The 13,263-nt window shown below is 64.3% G+C and carries 12 protein-coding genes; all 12 read left to right on the forward strand.

Translation table 11 applies throughout. The features are described from left to right. Window positions 1-29 precede the first annotated feature (29 nt). Entirely contained in the window at window positions 30-1,031 is a 1,002-nt protein-coding gene (gene plsX, locus Q8K99_08505) for a phosphate acyltransferase PlsX (protein ID MDP2182593.1), read from the forward strand. Between the two features lie 85 nt (window positions 1,032-1,116). Further along, window positions 1,117-2,121, forward strand: coding sequence for a beta-ketoacyl-ACP synthase III (locus Q8K99_08510; protein ID MDP2182594.1), 1,005 nt, complete (start codon window positions 1,117-1,119; stop codon window positions 2,119-2,121). After that, the gene (fabK, locus tag Q8K99_08515) at window positions 2,122-3,066 is read left to right on the forward strand and encodes an enoyl-[acyl-carrier-protein] reductase FabK (protein MDP2182595.1); all 945 of its coding nucleotides are present in this window, start codon (window positions 2,122-2,124) and stop codon (window positions 3,064-3,066) included. A gap of 9 nt (window positions 3,067-3,075) precedes the next feature. Next, the gene (fabD, locus tag Q8K99_08520; GenBank protein ID MDP2182596.1) at window positions 3,076-3,996 is read left to right on the forward strand and encodes an ACP S-malonyltransferase; all 921 of its coding nucleotides are present in this window, start codon (window positions 3,076-3,078) and stop codon (window positions 3,994-3,996) included. Continuing rightward, window positions 3,996-4,745 carry a 3-oxoacyl-[acyl-carrier-protein] reductase gene (fabG, locus tag Q8K99_08525; protein ID MDP2182597.1) on the forward strand — a complete coding sequence of 250 codons (750 nt, stop codon included), beginning with the start codon at window positions 3,996-3,998 and terminating at the stop codon, window positions 4,743-4,745. Before fabD ends, fabG begins: the two co-directional genes overlap by 1 nt. A gap of 56 nt (window positions 4,746-4,801) precedes the next feature. Next, window positions 4,802-5,041: an acyl carrier protein gene (acpP, locus tag Q8K99_08530; protein MDP2182598.1), complete on the forward strand. Its 240-nt coding sequence runs from the start codon at window positions 4,802-4,804 to the stop codon at window positions 5,039-5,041. A gap of 74 nt (window positions 5,042-5,115) precedes the next feature. Continuing rightward, window positions 5,116-6,075, forward strand: coding sequence for a nitronate monooxygenase (locus tag Q8K99_08535; GenBank protein ID MDP2182599.1), 960 nt, complete (start codon window positions 5,116-5,118; stop codon window positions 6,073-6,075). After that, on the forward strand, window positions 6,075-7,301 hold the full coding sequence (gene fabF, locus Q8K99_08540) for a beta-ketoacyl-ACP synthase II (GenBank protein MDP2182600.1): 1,227 nt from the start codon (window positions 6,075-6,077) through the stop codon (window positions 7,299-7,301). Before Q8K99_08535 ends, fabF begins: the two co-directional genes overlap by 1 nt. After that, on the forward strand, window positions 7,298-8,008 hold the full coding sequence (gene rnc / locus Q8K99_08545; GenBank protein ID MDP2182601.1) for a ribonuclease III: 711 nt from the start codon (window positions 7,298-7,300) through the stop codon (window positions 8,006-8,008). Before fabF ends, rnc begins: the two co-directional genes overlap by 4 nt. Before the next feature lie 115 nt (window positions 8,009-8,123). Beyond that, window positions 8,124-11,684: a chromosome segregation protein SMC gene (smc, locus tag Q8K99_08550; GenBank protein MDP2182602.1), complete on the forward strand. Its 3,561-nt coding sequence runs from the start codon at window positions 8,124-8,126 to the stop codon at window positions 11,682-11,684. Continuing rightward, the gene (ftsY, locus tag Q8K99_08555) at window positions 11,665-12,576 is read left to right on the forward strand and encodes a signal recognition particle-docking protein FtsY (GenBank protein MDP2182603.1); all 912 of its coding nucleotides are present in this window, start codon (window positions 11,665-11,667) and stop codon (window positions 12,574-12,576) included. Before smc ends, ftsY begins: the two co-directional genes overlap by 20 nt. 9 nt (window positions 12,577-12,585) lie before the next feature. Then, window positions 12,586-13,131 (forward strand): signal peptidase I, encoded by a 546-nt coding sequence (lepB, locus tag Q8K99_08560; protein ID MDP2182604.1) that lies wholly within the window; start codon window positions 12,586-12,588, stop codon window positions 13,129-13,131. Window positions 13,132-13,263: the final 132 nt, after the last annotated feature.

The raw sequence follows: 13,263 nt of genomic DNA on the forward strand, positions 1-13,263 counted from the left end.
GAAACGATTCACTCAACACGGGAGAAGACATGGTCGAGCGGCGCACGGCGCGAGTGTGCGTTGATGTCATGGGCGGGGACCACGCTCCCGACAAGATCCTCGAAGGCGTGGACGATGCACTGGCTGTCGATCCCGACCTCGTTGTCGTGCTGACGGGCGATGTGGGAATCGTTGGCCCCTTCGCCTCATCACGCGATCGTGTCGAGGCGCACCCGACCACCGAGGTTATCGCGATGGACGAGCACCCGGCCAACTCCGTACGTGCGAAGAAGGACTCGTCGGTCGTGGTCGGGTGTCGGCTCGTGCGCGACGGCGAGGCCGACGCCTTCTTCTCGGCAGGTTCCACCGGAGCCTGCATGGCAGCAGCGACCCTCGTCATGGGGCGGATTCGCGGTGTCTCCCGGCCGGCGATCGCGACGGTCATTCCTACCGGAGGGACTCCCACGGTCTTGCTTGATGTCGGCGCCAATGCCGACTGCAAGGCGGAGAATCTTCTCCAGTTCGCGCACATGGGCAGCGCATACGCTACAACCGTTCTCGGACTTGAATCGCCGCGGGTAGGACTGCTCAATATCGGCGAGGAGGCCACGAAGGGCTCGCTGCTGGCTCAGGAGGCACATGCTCTCATGGCTGAGTCGGTCGGAGGCTTCGCGGGCAACATCGAAGGGCGCGATGTCACGACCGGTGTCGTCGATGTCATCGTCACCGACGGGTTCACCGGCAACATCGCGCTCAAACTGCTCGAAGGGCTGTCCCGGACGCTCCTTGGCGAAGTGAAGGCCGCGATGACGTCGGGCGTGCTGAACTCACTTGCAGCGGCCGTGCTGAAGCCCTCGTTGCAGGCGCTCAGGGACGAGCTTGACCCGGACACGTATGGCGGAGCTCCGCTGCTCGGGGTCAACGGTATATGCATCATCGGCCACGGAAGCTCCGGCGCACGCGCGGTCGCGTCCGCCATCCGCGTCGCAGCGCAGGCGGCGCGCGGAGGGCTCACGGAACGGATCGCCGGAGCGATAACAGGACCGTCCTGATGCCCTTTCGTAGCGTTGCGTGCATGTGTACACTACTCGGACATCCAGCCCCCGGCCTTCGACATCCAAGGAGACCTACTCAGTCATGACCCGTTATGCCGAGATCATCGGCGTCGGCTCGTACCTGCCGGACAGGCGGCTCACGAACTCCGACCTCGAGCACATGGTTGACACTTCCGACGATTGGATCGTCAGCCGCACGGGCATCCGCGAGCGGCGTATTGTGGCAGACGGCCAGGCGACCTCGCATCTTGCGACCGAGGCGGCCGCAAGAGCGCTATCCGACTCCGGGGTTGCTCCGGCTGCAGTGGACCTTCTGATCGTCGGTACATCGACTCCCGACATGCTCATGCCATCCACCGCGTGTCTCGTCCAGGCCCGGCTTGGTATGACCTGCGCGGCTTTCGACGTCAACGCCGCCTGCACTGGATTCGTCTATGCGCTCAGCGCCGGTGTCTCGGCAATCGAGTCAGGGCGCGCGAAGATCGTGCTCGTCGTCGGCGCGGACGCTCTCACACGTTTCGTGGACTTCACCGACAGGGGCACGTGCGTCCTCTTCGGTGATGGTGCCGGAGCGGTCGTACTGAGCGCGGGCGACGACCCGGGTGTTCTTGGAATAGTGCTTGGCGCAGACGGGGAAGGGGCGGATCTCCTCACTATCCCCGCGGGCGGTAGTGCCGCACCGGCGACTTGCGAGCGTGTCGAGGCTCACGAGACTACGATTCAGATGAACGGCAACGAGGTCTTCAAGTTTGCCGTGCGTGCGATTCCGGCGGTGACGAACGAGGCGCTTGCGGCTTCCGGACTCAGTGTCGACGACCTGTCGTGGCTGGTCCCACATCAGGCCAACCAGCGCATAATCTCGACGATCGCCGAGCGTCTCGGCATTCCGGAATCTCGCGTGTTCTCAAACGTCGAGGGCACAGGCAACACGTCGGCGGCCTCGATACCGTTGGCCCTCGACGACATGTATACTTGCGGGCATCTTGCGCCCGGTGACGTGGTCGCCCTTGTCGGCTTCGGAGCCGGTCTCACCTGGGGCGCGGCCATCGTACGCTGGACCAAGGCATCACCGAACAAGGAGGCGTAGATGGCCCTGCACACCCGGCTCACAGAGCTGCTGGGCATCGAGTATCCGATCATCCAGGGCGGCATGGCGTGGACGGCAACGGCGGAGCTTGCGTCTGCGGTCAGCAACGCCGGCGGACTCGGGATCATCGGCGCAGGCCACATGCCGACGGACGCCCTTCGCGAGCAGGTCCGCATGACCAAGGCCGCGACAGACAGGCCTTTCGGCGTCAACCTGATGCTCCTTACGCCTCATATCGACGAACTCGTGCAGGTCGTGCTCGACGAGAACGTTCCCGTCGTGACTACCGGCGCGGGCAATCCCGCGCCCTACATGACTTCCCTCAAGGAGCACGGCATCAAGGTGCTGCCGATCGCTCCGTCGACCGCACTCGCCAAGCGCCTTGAGCGCGTTGGAGCCGACGCGATCATAGGGGAGGGCATGGAGGCGGGCGGCCACATCGGTGAGCTGACCACGATGGTCCTGACTCCGCAGCTGGTCGACGCGCTGGATGTTCCTGTCGTGGCAGCTGGCGGAATCGCCGACGGCAGGGGAGTTGCCGCGGTATTCGCCCTGGGCGCCGAAGGTGTCCAGGTAGGCACGAGGTTCATGTGCGCCACGGAGTGCACCATTCACGACTCGGTCAAGGAACGCATCATCAAGGCCAAAGACCGCGACACGACCGTGACCGGCTACTCGACAGGCCATCCCGTGCGCGTCCTCAAGAACAGACTCTCGAAGATGATCGAGGAGCTCGATCGCGCTAGCAAGGTCGACGAGATCGAAGCGCTTGGGAGCGGCAAGCTTGCACTCGCGATGCGGGAAGGCGACCTGCAAATGGGGAGTCTCATGGCCGGCCAGTGCGCGTCGATGGTCGATGACATAATGCCTGCCGAGGAGATCATCCTCACGATGATCGCTGAGGCCGAAGAAGTCATGAGGCGCATGGGCGCCCTTCCTCGGTAGGGAGATCGGATGACCTTCGTTCGCACGGCGTTCGTCTTCCCTGGCCAGGGGTCTCAGCGGGCCGGGATGCTCGACGCCGTCCCGGAGAACGACGCGCTCGAGCGGCTGCTTGACGCCGCGGAAGCATTGTCCGGTCTGGAGCTGCGCACGATTGCGCGTCTCGGGCAGGCCGAGGAACTCGCCGACACTCGTGTCGCCCAGCCGCTGCTGTACCTGACCGACTGGGCCTGGGCGGTCGCTCTTCTCGAATCCCAAGTGGTCCCGGAACTGCTCGCCGGTCACAGCCTCGGGGAGCTTGCTGCTCTCGCGATAGGTGGCGTCGTATCAGTTGAGGCCGGTCTGGAGCTCGTCATCGAACGCTCGAAGCTCATGGCGACTACCGCTGCGTCGGCGCCTGGAACGATGGCCGCCGTCCTTGGCGTGTCTGCCGACGTCATCGCCGACACCCTGGCCACCGTCGATCAAGTGTGGGTCGCGAACGACAACTCGCCGAGTCAGGTGGTCATCTCCGGCTCGCACGAGGGTGTCGAAGCGGCGACCCTGCGGCTCTTGGACGTCGGCGCCCGGCGTGTCGTTCCTCTCAATGTCGCCGGCCCCTTCCACTCGCCGATGATGGAGCCCGCGCGCGCGGCCTTCGCCGAGATCCTCGTCGAGACCGAGTTCAAGAACGCCACGATCCCGGTGCTTCAGAACACGGACCCCTCTCCGGCCACCGATGGCCAGGCGATCCGCGAGCGACTCACCGGCCAGATCACGGCTCCTGTACGCTGGACCGAGACCATGCAGGCGTTGGTCGCGGACGGACCCACCGTCGTTGTCGAGGCCGGACCGGGCTCGGTCCTCAAGGGTCTCGTTCGGAACTATGAGTCCCTCTCGGCCGTGTCTGTGGAAGAATCCGGTATCGAACGAGTCGTCGAGGAGGTTTCCTGATGGCGGATCTCACAGGCAAGGTGGCCTTGGTCACCGGCGCTTCACGAGGCATCGGTGCCGCGATCGCCCTTCGTCTGGCCAAGGAAGGTGCCACCGTTGCGGTGAACTACGCGGGCAACGCCGAAGCCGCGGCGAGTGTCGTTGAGAGAATCGTAGCCGGTGGGGGTCGCGCTGTGGCGTTTCAAGCCGACGTGAGCGACCCTGCGGCTTCCACGGCACTGGTCGAAGACGTGATCGGACAACTCGGGGGCCTCGACATCGTTGTCAACAACGCCGGAATCGCCCGCGACGGACTCCTGGTCCGGATGAGCGACGATGATTGGCGCACCGTCATCGACACCAATCTCGGAGGCGTGTTCGGTGTCTGTCGCGCCGCCGGGAGGCACCTGATGAAGCAGCGCTCCGGTTCCATCGTGAACATCACGTCCGTCATCGGCCTTGTCGGAAACGCAGGTCAGGTGAACTATGCCGCTGCGAAGGCAGGCGTTATCGGACTCACCAAGTCCGTGGCTCGCGAGCTCGCCAGCCGGGGTGTCCGAGCCAACGCAGTCGCTCCAGGCTTCATCGAGACTGACATGACCTCGGAGCTGCCCGAGGCTGTGCGCGACCTGGCCCGGAACCAGATTGCTCTGGGAGCGTTCGGCACTCCCGAGGACGTTGCCGCAGCCGTAGCGTTTCTCGCCTCCGATGACGCCCGATATGTCACCGGACAGGTCCTAGCTGTCGACGGGGGCATGACCTTCGTCTAAAGTGTCCCGCGAACGCAATACGACAAACGCCCGACGGGAAGGAGGTGTTCGTTTCCATGGAACACGAGGAGATCTTCGACAAGGTGAAGGACGTCATCGTCGAGCAACTCAACGTGGACGAGGCAGACGTCAACGAGGATTCGTCGTTCGTTGATGACCTTGGTGCCGACTCGCTCGACATCGTGGAGCTTGTCATGGCACTCGAGGAGAGCTTCGGTGTCTCGATCCCTGACGAGGAGGCCGAGTCCATCAAGACCGTCGGCGATGCCGTCAACTACATCGTCGCGAACGCATAGTTCGAATGTCGCAGGCGTCAGGCGGGCCGGTCTGGCTTCGCCTGACGCCTGTCTCACAGGAAGGTCCTATCCACGTGGAGATGCCGCATCTCACCATAGGGAATCAGACGGCGCGACTGCCCATCATCCAGGGCGGGATGGCCGTCAGGATATCCATGGCTCCGCTTGCTTCAGCAGTCGCCGAGGCCGGCGGGATCGGGCTGATCGCCGGTTCCGGGCTGGACGTCGATGAACTGCGCGAGGAGATACGCGCCGCGCGGGCCGCGACAAACGGCGTCATCGGCGTCAACATCATGGTTGCCGTCCGCAAGTTCAGAGACCTGGTTCAGGCCGCTCTCGCCGAAGGTATCGACCTTGTGGTCGCCGGCGCGGGCTTCTCCCGAGACGTCTTCTCGTGGTGTGCCGAAGCCGACGTTCCGATGGTTCCCATCGTCGGATCGGAGCGAGTCGCCAAGCTATCCCAACGCTTCGGCGCCTCGGCAGTCATCGTCGAGGGAGTCGAAGCCGGCGGGCACCTTGGCACCGACGAACCCCTCAAGCAGCTGCTTCCAAGGATTCTCGACTCCGTGACGATTCCAGTCATCGGCGCGGGGGGTATCGCAGACGGGGCCGACATCAAGGAGATCCTCGACATGGGTGCTGCGGGAGTCCAGATGGGGTCGCGTTTCGCGGCGACCCGGGAGTCCTCGGCAAGTGATGCATTCAAGCAGCTCTACGTGGATGCCGGCGATGACGACATCGTTATCGTCAAGAGTCCGGTCGGCCTTCCCGGGCGTGCGATTCGGAGCACGTTCACACGCCGCCTCGAAAGGGGGGACTATCCCCGCATCGAGAAGTGTATTGTCTGCCTCAAGGACTGCGGCAAGGACTACTGCATCATCGACAAGCTCGTCAAAGCGCAGCAGGGCGACATGGAGGACGGACTCATCTTCGCCGGGACGACGGCTGCGCGCGTGCACGACATCCCCGCGGTCTCCGAGCTGATGGACAGGCTCGTCACGCAGTGGAAGGCCGCGACCGAAGGAGCGAACTGATGAGAAGAGTCGCCGTCACCGGACTCGGCGCTGTCTCACCTCTTGGAGTCGGTGTCGCCGCGACCTGGGAGGGAATCGCGGCAGGCCGTAGCGGGATAGGTCCTGTCACGGAGTTCGATGTCTCCGAATACGCTACTCAGTTCGCCGGCACCGTAGACGGGTGGGACCCCACGGTATTCATCGACGCCAAGGAGTCCCGTCGCATGTCCCGCTTCCAGCAGTTCGCGGTCAAGGCCGCCGATGAGGCGGTTGCCGATGCCGGACTCGTCATCGACGACAGCAACGCCGACCGGGTCGGCGTGATCGTCGGTTCGGGCATCGGTGGTCTGTACACCATGGAGGAGCAGTCTCGCGTACTGCACGAGCGCGGTCCGAAGAAGATCAGCCCGTTCCTCGTCCCGATGATGATCGTCGACCTTGCGGCGGGTCACATCTCCATCCGTCTCGGCGCTCGCGGCGTCAACTACGCTCCCGTCTCTGCGTGTTCGACCGGCAACCACGCCATCGGCGAGGCGGGAGAGGCCATCCGCCGAGGACAGGCCGACGTAGTCATCGCCGGCGGCTTCGACTGCGGTGTCACGCCCCTGGGTATGGCCGGCTTCTGCGCGGCTCGCGCGCTGTCCACCCGCAACGACGACCCGCAGGGCGCGTCGCGGCCGTTCGACTCCGGTCGCGATGGTTTCGTGATGGGCGAGGGCGGCGGCATTCTCGTCCTTGAAGACATGGACATGGCCCTCGCGCGCGGAGCTCGCGTATACGCCGAACTCGTCGGCTATGGAGCAACGGCGGATGCCTACCACATCACTGCACCGGCACCCGATGGCAACGGCGCATGTCGCGCGATGCTGCACGCACTCGACCAGTCCGGGCTTGCCGCCGGCGATATCGGCTACATCAACGCACACGGAACATCGACTCAGCTCGGAGACCTCGCCGAAACAGGCGCGATCAAGGAGGTGTTCGGCAGCGACGCCCCTCCGGTGTCTTCAACGAAATCGATGACGGGACATCTGCTGGGTGGAGCCGGCGCTCTCGAAGCTGTGATATCCGTTCAGGCGCTCGTCAACGAGATGCTGCCACCGACGATCAACCTCACCGATCCTGACCCCGGCTGTGATCTCGACTACGTCCCGAATGTCGCCCGGAATACGCGCATCGATGCCCTGATGAGCAACTCGTTCGGGTTCGGGGGCCACAACGCGACACTCGTCTTCGCAAGACCATGACGCGTCCCGTCAACGGACGCCCGCTCGATGAGCGCCTTTCCGAAGCCCAGCACATCATTGGACACAGCTTCTCCGATCCCGGACTACTTGAGCTCGCGCTTACTCATCCGTCGTTCAGCGATGAACCTCACGCCACCCACGACTACGAGCGCCTGGAGTTCCTTGGCGATGCCGTACTGGGTCTTGTCATCGTCGAAGCCATCTACGCGCGTTCTCCGGAGATGCCCGAAGGCGCCATGACGAAGCTCAAGGTCTCGCTGGTAGCCGGGACAACGCTCGCAGCAACAGCACGCGAGCTCGGGCTCGCAGATCTGCTTCTCCTCGGGGACAGCGAGATCGGGACAGGCGGGCGGGGTATGGCCTCGGCCCTGGAGAACGTCTTCGAGGCCACCTGCGGCGCGCTCTATCTCGACGGCGGTCTCGATACCGCCCGGGAGTTCATCCTTGGCGTGCTCGGCGATCGCATCGAGGAGAGCTCGATCGAGTCGCTCGAGCATCCCAAATCGCGACTTCAGGAGATCACACAGGCACACGGCAAAGCCCCCGAGTACCGCATCGTGGCCGAGGAAGGCCCTCCCCACGACCGCTCGTTCGTGGCCACCGTTCTGATCGACGGACGTCCCCTGGGCTCCGGATCGGGCCATTCCAAGAAGGAGGCCGAGATGAACGCAGCGCGTGAGGCCCTCGGCCAGTTCGAAAGCTCCTGAACCAGCGCCTTCTTCCCGCTCCGCATGGTTCCGCTGTGGTAGAATCCAGCTCGTTTCCGCACGCCGTCGGGCGTGTGGGTTCCGTGTCGCAGATCGCCTGTCGGAGAGAGCCTGATTGCACCTCAAGTCGCTCATACTCAAAGGCTTCAAGTCCTTCGCTGACAAGGGCGTCCTCGTGCTCGAACCCGGGGTCACCGTGGTCGTTGGACCCAACGGCTCGGGCAAGTCGAACATCTCCGACGCCGTGCTGTGGGTCCTTGGCGAACAGTCTGCCAAAGTACTCCGCGGTCAGGCGATGGAGGACGTCATCTTCGCCGGCTCCTCGGCCAGGCAGCCTGTCGGCGTGGCCGAGGTCGACCTCGTGCTCGACAACTCCGACGAGACGCTTCCGCTCGAGTTCACCGAGGTCACGATCACACGTCGGATGTATCGCAGCGGTGAGAGCGAGTACCTCGTCAACCAGTCGCCTTGCCGGCTCATGGACATCCACGAGTTGCTGCACGACTCGGGCCTCGGGCGCGGAACGCATTCCATCATCAGCCAGGGGCAGCTCGACGAGATTCTCAGCTCGCGCCCCGAGGATCGTCGCGCGCTCATCGAAGAGGCCGCCGGCGTACTCAAACACAAGAAGCGCCGCGAAAGGGCACTGCGCAAACTCACCGGCATGGACGCGCACCTCGAGCGCGCGAAGGACGTCGCGGGCGAGATCGATCGCCAGCTGCGACCGCTCCAGCGACAGGCGAACAGAGCACAGGAACACTCAGGACTCACCGGCGAGCTCAAGAAGCTCGAGGTCTCGCTCGCAGTCGACGACCTGCGTTCACTCCAAATCGCGTGGGACAACATCACCAAGCGCGAGAAGGAGCAGGACGCCGAGATCGACCTTGCCCGCTATCGCCTTGCCGAGAAGGAGCGGGAACTCGGCAAGTTCCAGTCGCTTCTCGAGGAAAAGGGGCTCTTCGTCGGCGATCTCGGCGAGCAGCGCCGTCGCCTGCAGTCGGTCCTCGAGCGTATCAACTCCGGCTTGCTGCTTCTCGAGGAGAAGGGCAAGAACCTCGTCGGGCGCCTGTCCGAGTTGCGGCAGAAACTTCACCACAGCGAAACGCGCTCTGTGGTCCGCACCGAGGAGCTCCAGCGCCTGGCCGAGGAACGCCAGGGCACCGATGCGCGACTCAAGGCGCTCTACAGCCAGCTCTCGGAACTGCGTCGCGAGACCGAATCCACCAAGAAGGAACGCATTGCGGCCGACCAGGACCTGGCACGCATCACCGGCGAGATCCGCCGCACCCGCAAGGAGACCGAGGATGCGCGGCTCGAGTTTTCCACGCTCGTTCACGACCTGTCCTCGGCCACGGTCGAGAGTGAGCTGCTCGCACAGCGCACTGATGCGCTCCGTGACGAGCGTGCGGCGGTAGCGAATACGCTTTCCGCGCGGCGGGCTCGCCTCGAGCAACTCGACTCGGGCCTCTCGCACCGTCGCAAGGAACGCGCGCTGGCCGACGCTGACGTCGACAAGCGGGTGCGTGTCCTGGAAAGCCGTCGTCGTGACCTGTCCGAGAGCCGCGAGGACCTCACGGCCGCGCGAGCCGAGATCCGAGGCCTCGAAGAGGTGGATCGCGCGTTCGCGACAGCCTCTCCCGGAATGGCATGGGCGCTGGCCAAGGCAAGCGAGCTCCCGGGTCTCATCGGCCCGCTTGCCGAGCGCATCTCCGTGGGTGCCGAGCACGAACGACTCGTGGAGCAGGTCCTCGGCTCAGATCTCTTCGCACTCCTCGTTCGGAACACCGATTCCGCTGCCCACATCGCACGGGCGCTTCGCACCGAGACCGAGGGCGACGCCACGCTCATCCCGATCGACGGCCTTCGCACTACCCGACCGCCTTCCGACACACTGCCCGGAGTCGCCCTCTCGTCGCTGGCCACATGCGATGACGAGCTCAGACCCGTTGTGGATGCCCTCCTTGGCGACATACGCCTTGTGGGGTCGCTTGAGGAGGCGCTGAGCGCTGCGTCGGCAGCTGACACAACGCGATTCGTAACACCTGCGGGAGAACTCGTCTGGCCTTCCGGCAAAATCACCGTTGGCGGTGTGGTAGCGGACAATGCCGGCGTGCTCGCGCGCAAGCGACGCCTCAATGAGCTGCGCGACGACGTCGAGTCGCTTACCGTCGCTGTTGGCGCGTCTGAAGCCGTTGTCGGCGAAGCCGAGGACGCTCTCGCCGCCGCTCAACAGGACGCGCTGGACATCGGACAGCTGCTGGCAAGCCTGGCCGGCGAGCACGCCTCGCTGCGTGAAGAGATCGGTCGTCTCGAGCAGTCGCTCACCGGAAGCGATCAAGAGGTGAATCGTCTTGCTACTCGCGAAAAGGAGATCGCTGATCGCTGCTCGAAGGATGAGCCTGCCCGTCGCACGCTTGGTGAGCGTATCGGTCGTCTTTCGGCCGACTCCGAGCGCCTGGAGGAAGAGGCGGCCACTGCACGCGAGACGCGCGACGCCCGATTCCGCGACGAAGCGGCCATCAACGAGCGTCTCTCGTCGTGCCAGGTGGATATCGCTACGGTCTCGGAGCGTGAGGTGCACCTCAAGCGACAGGTGTCGGCCATCACGTCGGAACTGGCTGAACTCGAACGCACCGTCGTGCAGTCCCGGGATACCGAAGAGGCTCTCGAACTGCTGCGCGAGCGCATAGAGCCGATCCACGACCTCTATGCCGCACTTCTCGAGCGCGCGGAGCATTGGGCCGTCAAGCTGCGTGACCGCGCACGTTTTGAGGCCGCAGACAGCGAGTCCCTGCGTTCGACGATCCACGAGGCACAGGATGCCGTGAGAGTCGTCCAGACCGAGATCGAGGGCCATTCCTCGGTAATGAGCGATCTGAGGGTAGAGAAGGGTCAGCTGGAGGTCCAGGTGAACGCTGCTGTGGCCCGCATCGTTCAGGAACTCGGGATCTCCATCGAGGTCGCCCTTGACTCGCCGCCGATCGAGGACCGGGATCGCACGCGGGACGCCGCACATCGACTGCGGAAACGTATCGAGAACATGGGACCCGTGAACCCCATCGCGATGCAGGAGTACGACTCCCTGAAGTCGCGGCGGGACTTCCTCACGGAGCAGATCGAAGACCTCGTCGGAAGCCGTCAGGCGCTTTCAAAGGTCGTCGCGGCGATCGACCGCAAGATCCGCGAGCGCTTCCTCGAGACGTTCGAGCAGGTAGACACGCACTTCCAGCACGTCTTCTCGGTGCTCTTCCCCGGTGGCCACGCCTCGCTGGCCCTTACCGAGCCGGACGACCCCGAGAACACCGGCGTAGAGGTCATCGCGCAGCCGCTCGGCAAGAAGCTCGCCAAGATGTCCCTCATGTCCGGGGGGGAGAAGTCGCTCACGGCACTCGCACTGCTCTTTGCGGTGTACCGCACCCGACCGTGCCCGTTCTACATCCTGGACGAGGTTGAAGCCGCACTCGACGACACGAACCTGCGACGCTTCATCGCGTTCGTCGACACCATGCGCGCTCACACCCAGTTCATCATCGTCACCCACCAGCGCCGGACCATGGAGATGGCCGACGTTCTCTACGGCGTATCGATGCAGGCCGACGGCGTCAGCAAGGTCGTGAGCCAGAAGCTCGATCGCTTACCGCAGCCGGAGGCCTCCGATGACCACGCCCTGGTATAGGCGCCTCAGCGACGGTCTCAGCAGAAGTCGCGAGCAGCTCGGTGGGCATCTCAACGTTCTTCTCCGTCGCGGGCCCGGTCTTGACGAGACCTTCTGGGAAGAGCTCGAAGACGCTCTCATCGGGTCTGACATGGGTGTCACCGCAGTTACCGAGATCGTCACCCGTCTCAAGGACTCCGCCGCACGCAAGGCGCTGCCCGATGCGCACGCCGTTCTCGATCACCTGGCCGAGGAACTCGCCGCCGAGTTCCCGCCCTACGAGGACTTCCTCGGCTCGTACCCCGCCACGGTCCTCGTCGTCGGCGTCAACGGCACCGGCAAGACGACCACCGTCGGCAAGCTTGCCAAGCAGACAGTCGACGCCGGGCACAGCGTTCTCCTTGGCTCGGCGGACACGTTTCGCGCTGCGGCGGTCGAGCAACTCGACGTCTGGGCTGAGCGCGCAGAGGTGCCCGTCGTTCGGCGAGACAGGGGATCGGACCCGGCGGCCGTGGCGTTCGAAACTGCGACGCAGGCTGCGGCTTCCGGCACGGACTTGACGCTGATCGATACGGCTGGTCGACTGCACACTTCCAAGGACTTGATGCGCGAGCTTCAGAAGGTCAAACGCGCCACCGAAAAGCAGAGTGCAGTTCCGGTGCGGGTGCTTCTCGTCATGGATGCGACGACAGGACAGAACGGACTGGTGCAGGCGCGGGAGTTCGACACTGCGCTGGATGTCGATGGCATCGTGCTCACCAAACTCGACGGCACTGCCAAGGGCGGCATCGCCGTGGCTATCGCACGCGAACTTCAGATCCCGATACTTAGAATCGGCGTTGGCGAGGGGATCGACGACCTCAGGCCCTTTGTCGCAGACCAGTTCGCCCGCGCGCTGTTCGGACACGAGTAGGCGTCGAACATGCCGCTTGAGTTCATGCGCGAAGGAAGCGCGTCGGATCGCCGGGCACTGTGGCTGGTGTTCCCGCTGTCGATTCTCCTCATAGCCGTTGTCTCGTGGTTCACCGTGCTGCACACGACCGCGATGGTTGACGGGCTCTCCATGTATCCGACGCTGCACGACCGGGACTACCTGCTCATCACCCAGGGCTACTCGCGCCCGGTCCGCGGCGACGTGATCGCCTTCAGTGCCAGCGCGGCACCGGAAGACGCCAGGAACGAGGTTCTCAAGCGCGTCGTGGCGGTTCCTGGAGACACTGTCGAAGTCCGATCGGGAGAAGCAATCGTCAATGGTGCACCGGAACGCGGATCATACTCCCTTCAGCTGTCCGCCGACGACGTGTCAACCGACGAGATCACGGTCCCCGAGGGTACCCTCTTCGTCCTTGGCGACAATCGTCCTGACTCGGTCGACAGCCGCTTCTTCGGCCCGGTCCCGCTCGATCTGGTGGTTGGAAAAGCCATCGCGGTATTCGCGCCGATCAACCGCGTGAGGTGGATTGACTGACGCGCTCGGCGCTACTAGCCTAGAAATTTCACGAAGCGCCTGACTTTCCTGCCTGAAACAGGCGACGGTGACCCTTTGAGCTGGGATAATGGGAGTTACAAGACCTCCATGACCCCACGCGAAAGGAACACC

This window comes from Actinomycetota bacterium (genome assembly GCA_030682655.1).
Classification (GTDB): domain Bacteria; phylum Actinomycetota; class Coriobacteriia; order Anaerosomatales; family JAUXNU01; genus JAUXNU01.

Bases quoted from the DNA above. Each gene is read 5' to 3' on its own strand.
- fabF (MDP2182600.1), top strand. From the start codon at position 6,075: ATGAGAAGAGTCGCCGTCACCGGACTCGGCGCTGTCTCACCTCTTGGA.
- lepB (MDP2182604.1), top strand. From the start codon at position 12,586: ATGCCGCTTGAGTTCATGCGCGAAGGAAGCGCGTCGGATCGCCGGGCA.
- ftsY (MDP2182603.1), top strand. From the start codon at position 11,665: ATGACCACGCCCTGGTATAGGCGCCTCAGCGACGGTCTCAGCAGAAGT.
- fabD (MDP2182596.1), top strand. From the start codon at position 3,076: ATGACCTTCGTTCGCACGGCGTTCGTCTTCCCTGGCCAGGGGTCTCAG.
- fabG (MDP2182597.1), top strand. From the start codon at position 3,996: ATGGCGGATCTCACAGGCAAGGTGGCCTTGGTCACCGGCGCTTCACGA.
- acpP (MDP2182598.1), top strand. From the start codon at position 4,802: ATGGAACACGAGGAGATCTTCGACAAGGTGAAGGACGTCATCGTCGAG.
- fabK (MDP2182595.1), top strand. From the start codon at position 2,122: ATGGCCCTGCACACCCGGCTCACAGAGCTGCTGGGCATCGAGTATCCG.
- Q8K99_08510 (MDP2182594.1), top strand. From the start codon at position 1,117: ATGACCCGTTATGCCGAGATCATCGGCGTCGGCTCGTACCTGCCGGAC.
- plsX (MDP2182593.1), top strand. From the start codon at position 30: ATGGTCGAGCGGCGCACGGCGCGAGTGTGCGTTGATGTCATGGGCGGG.
- rnc (MDP2182601.1), top strand. From the start codon at position 7,298: ATGACGCGTCCCGTCAACGGACGCCCGCTCGATGAGCGCCTTTCCGAA.